The 14,861-nt window shown below is 48.5% G+C and carries 15 protein-coding genes; 7 read left to right on the top strand and 8 right to left on the bottom strand.

Going from position 1 to position 14,861, the window contains the following annotated elements; translation table 11 throughout:
* Nucleotides 1–198: 198 nt before the first annotated feature.
* Genes ACXAJH_RS10500 through ACXAJH_RS10475 form a run of 6 tightly spaced genes read right to left on the bottom strand, consistent with a single transcriptional unit; the run spans nt 199 to nt 5,937 of the window.
* On the bottom strand, nt 199–726 hold the full coding sequence (locus ACXAJH_RS10500; RefSeq protein ID WP_027954907.1) for a chromate transporter: 528 nt from the start codon (nt 724–726) through the stop codon (nt 199–201).
* Entirely contained in the window at nt 726–1,289 is a 564-nt protein-coding gene (locus tag ACXAJH_RS10495; RefSeq protein WP_160837893.1) for a chromate transporter, read from the bottom strand. The genes ACXAJH_RS10500 and ACXAJH_RS10495 overlap by 1 nt, the downstream gene beginning before the upstream one ends.
* A 23-nt stretch (nt 1,290–1,312) precedes the next feature.
* Nucleotides 1,313–2,926 carry a gamma-glutamyltransferase gene (ggt, locus tag ACXAJH_RS10490; protein WP_474993874.1) on the bottom strand — a complete coding sequence of 538 codons (1,614 nt, stop codon included), beginning with the start codon at nt 2,924–2,926 and terminating at the stop codon, nt 1,313–1,315.
* Between the two features lie 2 nt (nt 2,927–2,928).
* Nucleotides 2,929–4,443, bottom strand: coding sequence for a tripartite tricarboxylate transporter permease (locus ACXAJH_RS10485; protein ID WP_474993872.1), 1,515 nt, complete (start codon nt 4,441–4,443; stop codon nt 2,929–2,931).
* Nucleotides 4,444–4,458: 15 nt separating this feature from the next.
* Nucleotides 4,459–4,947: a tripartite tricarboxylate transporter TctB family protein gene (locus ACXAJH_RS10480; protein WP_474993870.1), complete on the bottom strand. Its 489-nt coding sequence runs from the start codon at nt 4,945–4,947 to the stop codon at nt 4,459–4,461.
* A gap of 15 nt (nt 4,948–4,962) precedes the next feature.
* A complete protein-coding gene (locus tag ACXAJH_RS10475; RefSeq protein ID WP_027954903.1) occupies nt 4,963–5,937 on the bottom strand; it encodes a tripartite tricarboxylate transporter substrate binding protein in 975 nt (324 codons plus the stop codon).
* Nucleotides 5,938–6,163: 226 nt separating this feature from the next.
* Here ACXAJH_RS10475 and ACXAJH_RS10470 point away from each other — a divergent pair, with 226 nt between their 5' ends.
* The 4 genes from ACXAJH_RS10470 to ACXAJH_RS10455 all read left to right on the top strand — a co-directional run bounded on the left by ACXAJH_RS10470 (nt 6,164) and on the right by ACXAJH_RS10455 (nt 9,545).
* Nucleotides 6,164–6,622 (top strand): Lrp/AsnC family transcriptional regulator, encoded by a 459-nt coding sequence (locus tag ACXAJH_RS10470; RefSeq protein ID WP_474969603.1) that lies wholly within the window; start codon nt 6,164–6,166, stop codon nt 6,620–6,622.
* A 285-nt stretch (nt 6,623–6,907) separates the two neighbouring features.
* Nucleotides 6,908–7,903 carry a LytTR family transcriptional regulator DNA-binding domain-containing protein gene (locus tag ACXAJH_RS10465; protein WP_474993868.1) on the top strand — a complete coding sequence of 332 codons (996 nt, stop codon included), beginning with the start codon at nt 6,908–6,910 and terminating at the stop codon, nt 7,901–7,903.
* Nucleotides 7,904–8,004: 101 nt separating this feature from the next.
* Nucleotides 8,005–8,853 carry an ABC transporter ATP-binding protein gene (locus ACXAJH_RS10460; RefSeq protein WP_474970942.1) on the top strand — a complete coding sequence of 283 codons (849 nt, stop codon included), beginning with the start codon at nt 8,005–8,007 and terminating at the stop codon, nt 8,851–8,853.
* Nucleotides 8,850–9,545, top strand: coding sequence for an ABC transporter permease (locus tag ACXAJH_RS10455; protein ID WP_474993866.1), 696 nt, complete (start codon nt 8,850–8,852; stop codon nt 9,543–9,545). The genes ACXAJH_RS10460 and ACXAJH_RS10455 overlap by 4 nt, the downstream gene beginning before the upstream one ends.
* Nucleotides 9,546–9,626: 81 nt before the next feature.
* On the opposite strand, the gene ACXAJH_RS10450 is transcribed toward ACXAJH_RS10455, so the two are convergent.
* A complete protein-coding gene (locus tag ACXAJH_RS10450) occupies nt 9,627–10,733 on the bottom strand; it encodes a glycosyltransferase (protein WP_474989963.1) in 1,107 nt (368 codons plus the stop codon).
* A gap of 125 nt (nt 10,734–10,858) precedes the next feature.
* Between ACXAJH_RS10450 and ACXAJH_RS10445 the strand changes: the two genes are divergently transcribed.
* The 3 genes from ACXAJH_RS10445 to ACXAJH_RS10435 are packed head-to-tail and all read left to right on the top strand — an operon-like array spanning nt 10,859 to nt 14,113.
* The gene (locus tag ACXAJH_RS10445; protein ID WP_474993864.1) at nt 10,859–12,091 is read left to right on the top strand and encodes an MATE family efflux transporter; all 1,233 of its coding nucleotides are present in this window, start codon (nt 10,859–10,861) and stop codon (nt 12,089–12,091) included.
* Nucleotides 12,075–13,241, top strand: coding sequence for a glycosyltransferase family 4 protein (locus ACXAJH_RS10440; protein WP_474993862.1), 1,167 nt, complete (start codon nt 12,075–12,077; stop codon nt 13,239–13,241). The genes ACXAJH_RS10445 and ACXAJH_RS10440 overlap by 17 nt, the downstream gene beginning before the upstream one ends.
* Nucleotides 13,238–14,113 (top strand): glycosyltransferase family 2 protein, encoded by an 876-nt coding sequence (locus ACXAJH_RS10435; RefSeq protein ID WP_474993860.1) that lies wholly within the window; start codon nt 13,238–13,240, stop codon nt 14,111–14,113. Before ACXAJH_RS10440 ends, ACXAJH_RS10435 begins: the two co-directional genes overlap by 4 nt.
* On the opposite strand, the gene ACXAJH_RS10430 is transcribed toward ACXAJH_RS10435, so the two are convergent.
* Nucleotides 14,090–14,770 (bottom strand): response regulator, encoded by a 681-nt coding sequence (locus ACXAJH_RS10430; RefSeq protein ID WP_474989971.1) that lies wholly within the window; start codon nt 14,768–14,770, stop codon nt 14,090–14,092. The two genes, ACXAJH_RS10435 and ACXAJH_RS10430, sit on opposite strands and share 24 nt — an antisense overlap.
* Nucleotides 14,771–14,861 lie beyond the last annotated feature (91 nt).

Below are 14,861 nucleotides of genomic sequence, written 5' to 3'. Positions count from 1 at the left end.
GTGGTTTGGGTCGCGTTCCGCTTATCGGTGGGTGCTTGCCGCGGGCACGGCCTCAGCTAACTTGGTCAGGAAAATCACCTTCCCAAGTGGATCTTCGGCTCGCGCTGTTCCCGCAGGCGTCACCACCGAACGCTCCTCGTGACAACTTATTTATGCACACGAAAAGAAGCCCCTTAAAAGGGGCCTCTCTATTGCTATTCAAAGGAAAAATCCTCCATAGGCTAAAGCTCCGGCGATCACGAAAGCGGGATGCACCTTTACCCGCTCCATCAGCACGTAGCCGGCCACGATCAGAATGGCCGTCTGCAGCCAGCCGATACCTTCAAACGACTCCTTGAAAAAGCTCCACGCCATAACGCCGAGCAGTACGGCAATCACGGGACGGACATACATCGTCATCCGCTTCACTTTTGGTGAATCCTTATACTTGAACAACAGGCCGAGCAGCATGATCATTAAAATCAAGGACGGGGCCACCGTAGCAAAGACCGCAACAAAGGCACCCGGCACACCGGCCACTTCATAGCCGATATAACCGGCCATCTTCGTTGCAATCGGACCGGGAAGTGAATTCCCGAGTGCAAGTACTTCACTGAACTCCTGCACATCCATCCACTCATAGTTCTGGACCACTTCATTTTCCACAAGCGGAATCGAAGCCGGACCCCCGCCGTAACCGAGGATGCCGGGAATGAAGAAGGCGAGAAAAAGCTGCCAGTAAATCATCATGAAGCTCCCGCCTCCTTCGCTTTCTGCTTATCTTTTTTCACAAGGGCAAATACTAACAGGGCTCCGATAATGATGCCCGGGTGGATCGAGAGCACTTCCATCAGGATGACCAGCACTACAGCAGCGATAACCGTGTTCCGCCACCCCAATCCTTTTCCTGCTTTCTCCAGGAACTGCCACGTCAATACCGCCAGCATTACGCCAACGACGGGAATGACGGCGGCTGTCATCCCCTGCACCCAGTCAAACTGCTTGATGGATGACAGGGAGGTTAAGAGAATGATGATCAGCAGGATGGTCGGAATAATCGTCGCCAGAACCCCGATCAGCATCCCTGTCATCCCCTTCACCTGATGGCCGATATAGCCGGCGAGCTTTGTTGCAATAGGGCCCGGGAGCGTATTGCCGAGCGCCAGGATGTCTCCGAACTCCTCTGCGGTTACCCATTTGTATTTGTCCACCACTTCTTTATGAATCAATGGAATCGACCCGGGGCCGCCGCCATAACCGAGCATACCGACTCGGAAAAAGGCGATAAAGATATCCCAATAGGTTCTCATGATTTAGAACTCCTTCTCCTCAATTACCACCCCGCGGTTATCCCATCTGTACGCGATTCCGTGCCTCCGACGAGGACGCCGCTTTCCGGATCTCTCCAGATCATCTGCCCGCGGCCGAAGCTGTTCGGCTCGACCTGAACCATGATGTTATGGCCTTTATCCACGAGCTGCTGGGCGATGTGGGAGGGGAAGGTCTGTTCCACTTCCACCTGCTTATCCTTCAGCCACTGCCAACGCGGCGCATCAAGGGCCGCCTGTGGATTCAACCCGAAATCGATGGTATTCATGACGACCTGCACATGTCCCTGCGGCTGCATGAAGCCACCCATCACACCGAATGGGCCGACGGGGGTGTTTCCTTTTGTTAAAAATCCTGGAATGATTGTATGATACGTCCGCTTTCCACCCTCAAGAGCATTCACATGGTCAGGGTCCATGGAAAAATTATGCCCGCGGTTCTGCAGGGCAATGCCTGTGCCCGGGACGACCAAACCTGAACCGAAGCCCATATAGTTGCTTTGAATGAAGGAAACCATATTACCTTCCCCGTCCGCGGCCGCTAAATAAACGGTCCCGCTCAAAGATGGTTCACCCGCTTCCGGCTGACGCGCTTCTTCTCCGATGAGCTGCCGGCGCTCCTCCCCGTAGGATTCACTCAGCAGATCTTCTGCCGTATGCCTCATATAGGAAGTTTCGGTAATATGTTTCTGTCCATCCGCAAAAGCAAGCTTCATCGCTTCCATCTGCTTATGATACGTATCCACCGAATCCTTGGCCGGAAACTCGAAGCCCTTCAAAATATTCAACGCCTGCAGCGCTATCAGCCCCTGGCCGTTCGGCGGGATTTCCCACACATCATAGCCGCGGTAGTTGACGTGGATCGGATCGACCCACTCACAGCGGTGCTGAGCCAAATCTTCCTTCGTTATGTATCCGCCGTGCTTCTCTGAAAAAGCAGCGATCTTCTCCGCCAGTTCTCCTTCATAAAAAGAGGCGGCCTTCGTTTTACCAATCGAGCGCAGTGTTTCTGCATGATCGTGGGACGACCAGATCTCCCCTGCTTTCGGCGCCCGTCCTTTTGGTGTGAACGTATGGAACCATTCTGAAAATACGTCTTCCTCCAGTTCCTTTTCAAACGTCTGGACAGCCTTGTTCCAATATTTCGCAAGGGTCGGTGAAACAGGGAAGCCTTCTTCCGCGTATTGTACAGCGGGTGCAAGCACCTCTTCTAATGGAAGTTTTCCGAACGTTTCACTGAGTTCCGCCCAGGCACTCGGTGCTCCAGGTACAGTGACAGGCACCCAGCCGTATTTCGGAATCTCCTCATGACCATCCGCCTTCACCTGGTCAATGGAAATCGACTGCGGCGAGCGCCCGCTCGCATTCAGTCCGTGCAGCTTTCCTTTCGTCCAAACCAGCGCAAAGGCATCTCCGCCAATGCCGTTGGAGGTCGGTTCGACAACCGTGAGACAGGCGGCCGTAGCAATCGCCGCATCAATGGCGTTGCCTCCTTTCTTTAAAATGTCGAGGCCCGCCTGCGCCGCCAGCGGCTGGGATGTTGAGACCATTCCATTTTTGGCATAGACGGCCTTGCGTGAGACCGGATAGGGCTGGGCATGGTGGTTAAATGATATCATAATCAAGCACTCTCCTTATTCTCTTGTTCATATTCATTCGGTTTGTTCTGTTTCATACTGCTGATGATCCCGTACGTTAAGGACGCGGCGGCCATCACCAGAAGCACAGCCGAAATCGGTCTGGTAAAGAAGGTTGTCAAATCGGGACTTACGGAAATCGCCTGACGCAGGTTTTCTTCAATCATCGGACCAAGGATGATGCCAAGAATGAAGGGGGCCAGAGGAAATAGATTGGCTTTCATCCAATACCCGATCAAACCAAAGGCAAGCAGCACCCACACATCAAACATCCTGTTGTTCACAGCAAAGCTTCCGAGCACGCAAAGCATTAGAATCACAGGGATCAACACATGCTGGGGAATGTTATTGATCTTCAAAAACACTTTAATCCCAAGGCTCTGAACAATCAGCATCAGGAACGCCGCCAGGAAGAAAGAAATAAAGATTCCATAGACAAGAACCGGCTGGTTTTCCATCAATAACGGTCCAGGCTGAATGCCGTGAATCAGCAGGGCTCCAAGCATCATCGCCGTCACCGCATCGCCGGGGATCCCAAAGGCGAGCATCGGGACGAAGGACCCTCCAATGGACGAGTTATTCGCAGATTCTGCTGCAATAATCCCTTCCTTTGTCCCTTTTCCAAATTCGTGAGACTTCCTGGAAAACTTCTTCGCAATATCATAGCTTAAGATATTCGCAATACTCCCGCCGGCTGCCGGGAGAATACCGACAAGTGTCCCGATAAAGCTCGACCTTATCACATTCGTTCCGGACGACCACATATCCTTTAAAAGCTTCGGGAGTGGGTAGCTGACGTTGGACGCCTCACTGAACGGAACAGGAGCAGGGGGTCTTTTGATATCACTCATCAGCTGGGAAAAGGCAAACAATCCGATCAGCACCGGCAGGAAGTTGAAACCTGACATGAGCTCAGACATTCCGAATGTAAAACGTGGAATCGCGGTCAGCGGATCAGAGCCGACAAGGGCGAACAATATACCAAGCATTCCGGAAATCAATCCCTTAATTAAGGATCCATCACTCAAGCTGGCAATGGCACTGATGCCAAACAGCATCAAAGCGAACATTTCCCAAGGACCAAACTCCAGCGCCCATTCCGCAAGAATCGGAGCGGTGAAAATAAGTATGATACCGGAGATGATTGTACCGATGAACGATGACCACAACCCAATGGCCAGCGCTTTTCCAGCTTCTCCGTTTTTCACCATCGGATAGCCGTCGAACGTTGTTGCGACGGACGAAGGAGTCCCTGGAATCCCGAACAGGCAGGAGGTAATCAAACCTCCGGCGCTTCCCCCTACCTGTACGCCCATCATTAACGCAATTCCGTTGACCGGATCCATGCTGAAGCTGAATGGCAGCGTCAAGGCTACCCCCATTGTTATAGTAAAGCCCGGGATGCTTCCTACAATGATCCCGGCAACGACGCCCGCAAGCAGGATGAGGATCGTCTGTATATTCAATATGGATTCGAAACTTAATAAAATACTATCCATTATTCAAACCCCTTTTTAAAAAAGAACTCCTGATGGCAGAAAGACTAGCAGGAACTTTTGGAAGATATAACTCAAGACATACGTCACAACGATAGAAATGATCAGCACAAGCCAGAGACGCTTTCTGTTGGATGATAGAAGCAGATAGAGCGTGAACAGAAACGCAACTGAAGATAGAAAGTACCCGGCTGAGGGCATGATAAAGATGTAGGCACCAAACAAAGCGAACGTGTACCACACTTTCTTCCCTTCCGCCCACCGCTCTTTCAAACTTGTCTTTGGTTCTGTGCGCTGCTGTTTTTCTGATGTTACATACGCATACACACTTTTCACGAGCAAAAGAAGGCTCAGGACGGCAAGGATACCAATGATTATATTTGGAAAGAAGTCTCCTTCGGTTTTGCCGAGGCTTCTTTCCGGGATTAATGTGGATCCGTAAAAAGCCAGTCCGCAAAAGGCTAAGAGGATTACAGCGTTCATGGCATCTCTTTTAACGGTCATCATGTCAGACGCCTCCTCTTATTCAAGCAGCCCGCTTGTTTCCAGGGACTCTTTCATTTCCACTTCATTTTCTTCCAGGAACTGAACGTATTCTTCTGTGTTTTTGTAGGAGACTTCACTTCCGAGCTCTTCCATTCTTTCCTGGAATGACTCACTTTCTGCTACGTTTTGAAGAGCATCACTCAACTTCTCTACAATAGCCTCCGGCGTATCTTTCGGTGCTGCAATCCCACGGCTTACTGCAGAGGTGACGTCAATGCCTTGTTCTTTCAATGTTGGTACATCCGGGAATTCAGCACTGCGCTCTTCACCTGTGTACCCAAGCAGCTTCATCCGGTCATCCGCCATATACTCCTTACCAGCAGCAATCGATACACTGCCTAAGTGCACATCATTAGCAACAATCGCTTTCATCCGTTTGGCTGTTCCTTCATACCCGACAATGTTGAATTGAATATCTGCAGCGGTTTGGATCAACGCCGGCTCAAGCTGGGAAGTAGAGCCGATGGAAGCAGCATATGTAATGCTTTCCGGATCTCCTTCTGCATCAGCTACGACGTCTTCCATATTGTCCCACGGGTTTTCCGGGTGCGTAGCGACAAGATCATAGGTCGATGTCATAAGCGATACAGGCTGGAAGTCAAAATAGCCGAAATCTGCCTGCCCCATCAATTCGGACATGGCCATGGAATCATGAATCGCAAGAAGCGTATAACCATCCGGCTTGGCATCAAGCGTCTGCTGAGCTCCAATGACACCACTCCCACCTGAGATGTTTTTAACAATGACATCCTGGTCCAGTTCCTTTTCCAGCTCCTCAGCGATGACACGGTTAATGGCATCGGTATCTCCCCCGGCATCCCACGGAACAACAATCTGAACCGGCTGTTCCGGATAGCTTTCTCCTTCTGCTTCCGTCGAACCCCCTGCTGAACTACACGCAGATAAAACTAAGCTGCCGCCAAGAATAAGTGCCCCCATCATTTTTTTCATTCCTCTTCCTCCTCTGATTTTTAATTTTTCAAATAATTTCGAATTAAATAATATACTAGATAAAGCATGTCCCTATGTCAATACAATTTCAAACAAAAATAAAGATAAATCCGTGTAATTGCTTACAAAAAGATTGAATTAGATTATATTAACTTACATAAAGTAAATGATTACCTGTTTGTTCCATCTTGGTGGTTTGCTATAATGAGTGTGGAAGGAGTTTGCTATGAAAAGTAACGAGTTTGATCAAACGGATCGTACCATTGTCGATGAACTAGTAAGGGACGGTCGAATTTCGTATGTGGAATTAGCTGAAAAAGTCGGCATTTCCCGAGTCGCCGTCAAAGATCGTATCAACAGCCTGATCAATAAAGGCGTCATTGAAAACTTTACAGCCGTCATTAATTCTGAGCGGTTCGGTCAAAACATTTCCGCCTTTTTCGAAGTCGATGTCGAGCCAATGAATCTACAGGCAGTGGCCCAGAATCTGGCAGACAATCCGAGTGTGGCAAGTATCTACCAAATGACCGGACCGAGCACCCTTCATATGCACGTGCTTGTGGAGGATTTCAAAATGCTGGAAGCCTTTATCAATGATGAGCTCTACTCCGTAGAAGGCATCACCCGAGTGGATAGTTCAATTATTCTGAAACGATTTAAAAGCAGGAAAGGATACAAGTTGTAAGCCCTCCTGTGGAATAGAAGCATATCCCTCAATCCCTATACCTGCAGATCAAACGGACCTCATACGAAACAGTGACATGGATATGTTTTCGTTCATTGAACTAATGATTTCATTCAACATGAAAAATCCAGTGACCCCTGTCACTGGATTTCCTCTTCTATATCTTCTTAGGATCAACACTATTTTGACAAGCTCCATCATTTCCCGGGAAATTTCCTACTTAAATTTTTCCATATGCTGTATCATGTCTAATAAAGGGCTTACATAGAAAGGAGAGCACTGATTATGGACGGTCTCACGATTACGCAGGCGGAAAAGAGCCGCGGCGGCACGACGATCTTTTCCCCATTTGATTTACGTATTGAACCAGGACAGGTCGTGTCTGTTTACGTTCATACAGATCTCCGACACTGGCTGATTGATATTCTTACTGGAGACGAGACGTTATCTGGAGGCTGTATTTCCTTCCATGGGCGCCCTTCTCCTATTCCTTTAGGACTGCTCAGCCTGTATGCCCCTCTTTATGAACGCTTGAAGGTGAAGGAGCTGTTCCGTTTTCACAGAGACCTTTACCAATCCAGCGTTTCCTTGGAATCAGTCATGGATTGGACGCACCTGACTGACCTTAAGCACCACCAGGTGAAAAAACTGACCTTCTCTGAGAAAAAACGGGTACAGCTGGGCTGTCTCATTTTACAGGACCCTCCATTCTTTCTCATGGAGGAACCCGATCAAAATGTAGACCTCGAAACGAAACAGATGTTGATGAAGATCTTACAACGACTGAAAGAAGAAGGTAAAACTGTGATGATCTTGACCAGTAACCTGGAGAGCGCCATTATGATGGGCGATCACACCCACCGTCTCCATCAGGACGGTATACATAAAGTGGAAAGAGAGCACGAAGAGTCCGCTGAGCCTGAAGCAGATGGTGCAACCGTCACCTTCCATAAAATCCCGACTAAAGTGCAGGAAAACATGATTTTATTTGACCCGCCTGAAGTCGATTACATCGAAAGCATTCAGGGGCAGTCATATGTCCATATCCGCGGGGAAGCCTTCCAGGGAATGTTCACCCTGAATGATTTGGAAGCCAGATTGAAGCTGTTCGGATTCTTCCGCTGCCACCGGTCTTATATCGTGAACCTTCAGAAGGTCCGAAAAGTCATTACGTGGACCAAAAACAGCTACAGCCTCCAGCTCGATAACGCAGAAAAAACCGAAGTCCCGCTTTCCAAAGGTAAAATGGCTGAACTAAAGGAACTGCTGGGCCTCAAATAGCTCCGTTCAGCCCCAGGTGACTCCGTTTACGCAAAAACAGCTGTGCGCTTCGTTGATCTCCCGTAATCTGAAGGAGAACAAAGCGAAACGGGGGAATGAAAATGGATCACATTATTGAAGTCAATCATGTCCAAAAAACATTCGGAAAAGAACAGGCCTTGAGGGATTTAACCTTCGCAGTAAAAAAGGGAGACATTTTTGGGTTTCTCGGACCAAGCGGAGCTGGAAAAACGACAACCATTGAGATTCTGACCGGCCAGCAGGTCCCGACTTCCGGTGAAGCCCGTGTCTTTGGCGTGCCTTCCAAAGATATGCACCATCCCCATTATTTGAAGCGGATCGGTGTGATGTCGGATTCGAGCGGTTTATACGAGCGCTTATCGATTCGTGACAACCTCCTTCTTTTCTGCGAATTGTACGATCAGCCTTCTACACAAGTCGAAGAGGTCCTTGAAATCGTTCATCTGACAGCGGAAAAGAATAAGCGGGTATCGAAGCTTTCCAAAGGGATGAAGCAGCGCACGATGCTCGCCCGTGCTCTTCTGCATCAGCCCGATCTCCTTTTCCTCGATGAGCCGACAGGAGCTCTTGATCCGGCCAACGCTCAGCACATTCATCACGGTCTACGGACTTTAAATGAGCGGGGGACGACCATTTTCTTAACGACGCACGATATGAATGAAGCGGAAACGCTCTGCAGCACCGTCGCATTTCTGGATAAAGGAAGTATCCAACTGCTCGACTGCCCGAAAAAGCTTAGAAAGCAGTTCGGTGACGGACATCTGATGGTGGGACTGACAGACGGCCGGGAAATCATGCTTCCGAACGAACCCGCAAGTGCAGAGGAGATCTACCAATGGATGAAGAACAGCGAAGTGGAAACGATTGAGATGAATACACCAACCCTCGGCGATATTTTCGTAGAGGTCACAGGGAGGAATCTTGTATGACATTTTCAATGAAACGGATTTATGCGATTTTCCAAAAAGATTTGAAGGAATTATACCGGAACCTCTTTGTATCCTCCACGATCATTCTTCCGATTATGATGGCTTTCATGATGAGTCAGGCGGAAGGTGTCACAACAGCCAGCGTCACCTTAGTGATTACGCTGAGCTTTGCGGCTGTTGGGACCTTTGTCCAGTCTGCGATGATTGCGGAAGAAAAAGAGAAGAATACACTAAGAAGTTTAATGATGTCGCCCGCTTCCACCTTGGATATTCTAGCCGGCAAAAGCCTCGTCACGTTTGTCATGACGCTTGCCACACTGATTGTCAGCTTGTTGATCGTCGGCTATTCCATTCAAGAACCTGTGTGGATGACCGGCATGCTTCTCCTGCTGCTTGTTTTCTACATTACCCTCGGAACACTGATCGGCCTGCTGACCCGTACGTTAATTGAAACCTCTGTCGTTCTTATGCCGATTTTACTTTTGTTTGGGATGAACATTACTTTTGAACCGTTGATGACGAGTTATGAATTCCTTTCGTTTCTTGAGTACCTGCCAAACTATCAAATCCAGCTGTTTATTGAGGACCTCGGTCAGCGTATCTCATGGGTACCGGCCGGCATTATTGCGATTTGGACGGTGGTTACACTTATGGTAACGGTCGGTGTATATAAACGGACATTCACAAGCTAGCAAAAACCTCCCTATTAAATAAGAAGAAAAACAGGCGGATGGAACGCTGAAGTTGTTCCATCCGCCTGTCTATCTATTTTCCTATACCTTCCTGTGAAACTGAAGGATCATTCCCATCGACTTCACGAACTGAAGGGAATCCTTCCACACGTTGATGTGTGACCCCTCACGGTCAATGCATTCGACAGGCATCTGCAGGACGCGCAGCTGCTTTTTCTTAGCGAGGTAAAGCATTTCCAAGTCAATCGCAAGACCAGTCTCGATGTGAAGGTGGGGAAGCAGCGTATCGACCGCTGTCCGGTTCAGCATCTTCAAGCCGGTTTGGGAATCGTACACTTTATTTGGTAAAAAGGTCCGTGTCAGTGTTCTTTTGCCGAAGCTGAGGAGATGGCGTACAGGACTGCGCTTTTCTGAAGAAAAGTCCTTGGAACCGAGGACCATATCATAATACCCTGTCTGGAGAATGTTGATCATCCGGACGATGTCCTCTACTTTAAAACTGTTATCCGCATCAACAAAGATGTAGTATTCGGCATCGATCTTTCTCATGCCTTCGATGTACGTACCGGCTTTTCTTGTATTACGATCCAGATCAGAGGAGGACACGAGCTGTACGGATGGAATGATGGTTGAAGATTCATTGAAGTAGTCGTAGTACTGCTGGATGAGTTCCTGGGAGTTGTCGACACTGCCGTCATTGATTAAATGGACGCTCGTGTTCGTGTAGCCCAGTTCAAGGAGAAGGTGGAGCTGGCCAAGAAAGTCCTTCACATGATTGAACCGCTCGCTTTCGTTAAAAATAGGCAGGACGAAAACGATGTTCTTCGGCTTGGAGGGGTATTCCGGATGGAGAATCGACTGGATGCCTTCCCATAATTCATCCTCAAATTTCCCGCGCCAACGGAGAATTTTCACAGGACCGGAGCCCGGAATTTCCTTCAAGCGACTGTAATTGACACTTGCGGTCGGACAGGCAATCAGAAGAAGTGGGATTCTTTCATGCTGTTCCCTGATTTGAATACTGACGTCCAGACATTTCTGCCAGTCTCTGAAATCCAGAATGACGAGTTTATGAGAAGAAATGGTAGGAATCTCTTCAATTGTTTTGCTCTCGACAGAAAAATAAGGGATAATGTCATTAAAAGGAATCCTGCGATTGGTTGTGGAGAAGACGGCTATTTTTTCCATGGCATCTATGGACCTCCCTCAAAGTGTTCATTATAATAGTTACCAATATTATACTCCCAAAAGTCGGAAAACTCAAAAAGTAATTGGTAAATCTGCCTATCTCATCCATCAGAGGAGTGGTGCCTTTGAAGAATCTCATGCTCCGCTATCAGTCAATCCTTTTCCTTTCTCTGGATCTATTACTGAATGGGGCCAACTATTTTTTCCACATTTTCATGAGCTGGTACCTGGCCGCCCAGGACTATGGCCGTCTCAGTGCTGCGCTCTCCATTCTTGCTGTATTATTTGTACTCGGCATGTCGATCCAGACGTTCGTCGCCAAGCGGGTGTCTGAACGGGAGTGGACGAGAGCGATGAGAAATTGGAGTGGAGGGAACATCCTTGCTCTCAGCACCCTTTCTCTTATTCTATTAACCTTTCTTTCACCATGGATGACCGACCTTCTCCGCATGTCCTTGCTGGAATGGAGTCTGCTGCTCGCTATCTTCTTTATTCATATTGCCGTCTCCTACTTGAGAGGGATCTTCCAGGGAAGAAAGAAATTCTATTACATCAATATCAGCCTCTATGTCGAAAACCTCACGAAACTATTGATTGTTCTTCTATTCATTCCGAAATACCCAAGCGTTGTCATGACACTCATCTGCGTGCTGGCCGGCATGCTGTTATCGCTCGGAACAGCAGTATGGCAGGCGTTTCATCTTTACCGTAAACCGTCGGAACACGCCGACCGCCAGACTCAGCCCGCCTTCTGGAATGTGTATATTTTCATCCTGGGCGCCAATTTCTTTTTCTACTTCTTTACATCTTTTGATATGATTATCGTCAACTATCATCTGCCGGAGATTTCCGGGGCTTTTGCAGTCGTCTTGAAATACAGCCAGCTGCTGCTTTTTGTAGCTCTCAGTCTGATTACACTGTTTATTCCCTACTTGAATGAGCGTGTGAAAAGCCGTCAGGGGTTCATCAAGATGGGAGCCCGGCTCGTCGGCCTCATTGCTGCAGTAGAGGTAATCGCCCTTGTTGTTTATTTTACATTTCTGGACGAGACCGTCGCTTTGTTCTTTGGAGATGAATACATAGAAGCCGGTCAGTATCTCGGACTTGGTGCACTCGTCTACTGTATTTTTGTCCTCATCATGGTTTTTGTGAATATCAACATCGCCCTTGAACGGTACCGGTACATGATTTACATGGGAGGCGGCGCCATAACTCTCGCAGCCTTACTAAATCAGTTCCATACATCGCTCACTCAGATTCTCTGGATTGAGTTCATCTGCTATTCCGCTGTTTTTCTACTCATTTTCATCGATACACTACGCTCATTGAGGAGGATGCCTTTTGATCAAAACGAATGAAACCAATGCCCCTGTCCTGTTTTTCTTATCCTGGAGGGATATACACTCCCCCAAACGCGGGGGTGCAGAAATCTTTACGCACGAAATGGCGAAACGCGCCGTTAAAAAAGGCTGGAGGATCATTCATTTTTCTCCGCAGTACGAAGGTCTTGCACCGGAAGAGTACATCGACGGGGTCCAGTATGTTCGAAAAGGAGACATCCGAACCGTCATTTCCCATGCCCGCCGGTTCTACCGGACGCACAGACAGGAAATCTCCTACGTGATCGACCAGTGCAATACTCACCAGTTCTTTTCTCCTTTATGGGTGGAACGCGGCAAACGGATTTTTTTCATCCATCAGCTGACAAGGGAAATCTGGTTTCGGAACCTTTCCCTTCCTTACAGCTTTTTCGGGTATCTGTCAGAGACCCCTCTTCTCAAGCTTCATAAAAAGGATCCCACGATCACTGTATCCTCTTCGACCAAGCAGGATCTCGTGAAAGCCGGGTTCTCCGAAGATCAAGTATGGGTGCTGCCGGAAGGGATTGATTTTGACCCGTGGTCGAAGGATGAATGGAGACCGAAAGAGCCGGAGAAAACCTTCATTTATGTCGGAAGAATGGCCAATTACAAAGGCATTGACGCCGCTGTGAAAGCCTTTATCCAGTATCGTAGAACCCATCCATCCGGCAGACTCTGGATCATCGGGAAGAAGAACGAAGACTACCTGAAGAAGGACATCTATCCGCTTTTACAAAAGGCCGGCATCTCCTGGAGTGATCAGGAGGATCAAGCGCCTGTCACATTCTTCGGCTTTGTATCAGAAGAGGAAAAGCTGAAGCGGATGAGCCGGGCCCATGCCCTGATGTTTCCGTCCCTGCGTGAAGGATGGGGATTGATTGTGACCGAAGCAGCCGCTGTCGGCACACCGAGTATCGTCTACAACTCTCCAGGAATCCGGGACGCCGTTAATGAAGGAAACGCAGGATACATGGTGAAGAAGAACACCCCGGGACAACTGTTCGAAAAAATGCGGCTCGTTACCGACGACCCTGTCCATTATGCCCTCATGCAGAAACGGGCGTACGAATTTGCCGGCCGGTTTCACTGGGATCACACAGGGGAATCCTTTGCAGCTTTTCTTGAACAAAAGGAGGTCCAAAAATGAGCGGAAAAACAGGAATCGTTTTCTCCACCTATAACAGCGCAGCGTACGTGAAAGAATGCCTGGTAAGCTGTATTTACCAGGATCATCCGGATGTCGAAATCGTCGTCGTTGACGACGGCTCTGAAGATGACACGGCCGCGGTCATAAAAAAGTATGCGGCATTAAGCAGCCGCGTCCATTTCATCCAGCTCCCCCACGGGGAACGCGGCATTGCCAGGAAAACAGCCATCGATCACGCCCTTGAACTTGGCGTGGACTACTTATTTATCATCGATTCCGACATGATGCTCGAGAAAACCCTCGTGTCGAAATGTACTGCCTACCTGGAACAAGGAGATACCGGCGCCCTCGTCATCCCTGAAGTCGCCTACTCCCGCCATAAGAATCTGTTTTCCCGTGTGAAAGTGTTTGAGCGGAACCTCTATCATGTGTCAGACCCGGATATCGGCCGCAACTCGATTGAAGCCGCCCGGTTCTGGAAGGTGGAGGAATACTTGAAAACCGGTGGAATGAATGTGAATCAGATCTCTTTCGAGGAAATCCAGCCGACGATCCGCTACATGGACATGGGGGGACGTGTAGAACGAGCCGTGTTCACAGCCGTCTATCATGATGAAAAATATGTCAGTTATAAAGAGTTGATGAAGAAAAAAATGTACTACTTTGAGGTCATGCCGAAAACGCTGGAATCGGAGGATCAAGGTATTAAAAAAGCGCTGCAGCGATGGTATTTCTTCCGTCCGATTTTGTACAAGAGGGAGAATCTGAAGAAGTACGCCGCCCGCCCACACTTAGCCGGTGGTCTTGTGTTTATGTATGTATCTTTAAGTGTCGGCGGCGGTGTCCAGTTACTGAAGAACTTGTCGAAATGACAGCTCTCTGAAAAAGAAATAAATTTGCCCGTAATGATTGGTGTTCCCGATGGACGTCATTGGACCGAGGGCGGCTAGATGAACCGTTTTCTTTCGGTCCACCGCCTCATCATCGTCCAGAAAAACAACGTCTGAGTAGAGGTTTTCTCCTTTTTCATATTCCGTTATCGTTGGACTTTTTTCTAAGACATTGTAGTGTTCATCCACACAGATGAACTCATATTGAATGGAGCTGAACACGTCCTGGATGATGGACAGCATGACACTATACTTCTCTTTCAGTGTTTTGGAGTACTGGACCGCGTCCTCAAGCACCTTCATGAAGTGTCCATGCACAGGCAGCGGCTTGGTAAGAAAGCGGAAAACCTCGCCGTGGTTGATGGCCGCCATGATGGAATGGACCTGAAGATAGCCGGTCAAAACCACGCGCGTGACAAAGGGGAACGCCGCGCGTACACTTTTCAAGAGTTCGACACCGTCTACTTTCGGCATCCGGAGGTTCGTCACAATGACATCGACCTCTTGTTCGTTCAGAATGTCGAGAGCAGCGGTGGACGATGAGGTAAACACCCCTTTATAAGGAGTATCTTTAAGCGAACGTTTAATAATTGATAAAACCAGTGGATCGTCATCCACGAACAAAATGGTTCCTTCCATATCGGTCACCTCACCTTAGGCTGTAATGAGGCCATTGTAACACAGCACTCTGAAAAAGTTTGAATTTTTAAATAAGGGAGCGGTTTCTATG

The organism is Halobacillus sp. ABD4_316 (genome assembly GCF_056161385.1).
The sequence above is the reverse complement of the archived record's forward strand: the minus strand, read 5'-3'. Positions and strand labels throughout refer to the sequence as shown.

Coding starts and splice junctions, on each gene's coding strand:
- ACXAJH_RS10500 (WP_027954907.1), bottom strand. CDS start 726: ATGATTTACTGGCAGCTTTTTCTCGCCTTCTTCATTCCCGGCATCCTC.
- ACXAJH_RS10495 (WP_160837893.1), bottom strand. CDS start 1,289: ATGAGAACCTATTGGGATATCTTTATCGCCTTTTTCCGAGTCGGTATG.
- ggt (WP_474993874.1), bottom strand. CDS start 2,926: ATGATATCATTTAACCACCATGCCCAGCCCTATCCGGTCTCACGCAAG.
- ACXAJH_RS10485 (WP_474993872.1), bottom strand. CDS start 4,443: ATGGATAGTATTTTATTAAGTTTCGAATCCATATTGAATATACAGACG.
- ACXAJH_RS10480 (WP_474993870.1), bottom strand. CDS start 4,947: ATGATGACCGTTAAAAGAGATGCCATGAACGCTGTAATCCTCTTAGCC.
- ACXAJH_RS10475 (WP_027954903.1), bottom strand. CDS start 5,937: ATGAAAAAAATGATGGGGGCACTTATTCTTGGCGGCAGCTTAGTTTTA.
- ACXAJH_RS10470 (WP_474969603.1), top strand. CDS start 6,164: ATGAAAAGTAACGAGTTTGATCAAACGGATCGTACCATTGTCGATGAA.
- ACXAJH_RS10465 (WP_474993868.1), top strand. CDS start 6,908: ATGGACGGTCTCACGATTACGCAGGCGGAAAAGAGCCGCGGCGGCACG.
- ACXAJH_RS10460 (WP_474970942.1), top strand. CDS start 8,005: ATGGATCACATTATTGAAGTCAATCATGTCCAAAAAACATTCGGAAAA.
- ACXAJH_RS10455 (WP_474993866.1), top strand. CDS start 8,850: ATGACATTTTCAATGAAACGGATTTATGCGATTTTCCAAAAAGATTTG.
- ACXAJH_RS10450 (WP_474989963.1), bottom strand. CDS start 10,733: ATGGAAAAAATAGCCGTCTTCTCCACAACCAATCGCAGGATTCCTTTT.
- ACXAJH_RS10435 (WP_474993860.1), top strand. CDS start 13,238: ATGAGCGGAAAAACAGGAATCGTTTTCTCCACCTATAACAGCGCAGCG.
- ACXAJH_RS10430 (WP_474989971.1), bottom strand. CDS start 14,770: ATGGAAGGAACCATTTTGTTCGTGGATGACGATCCACTGGTTTTATCA.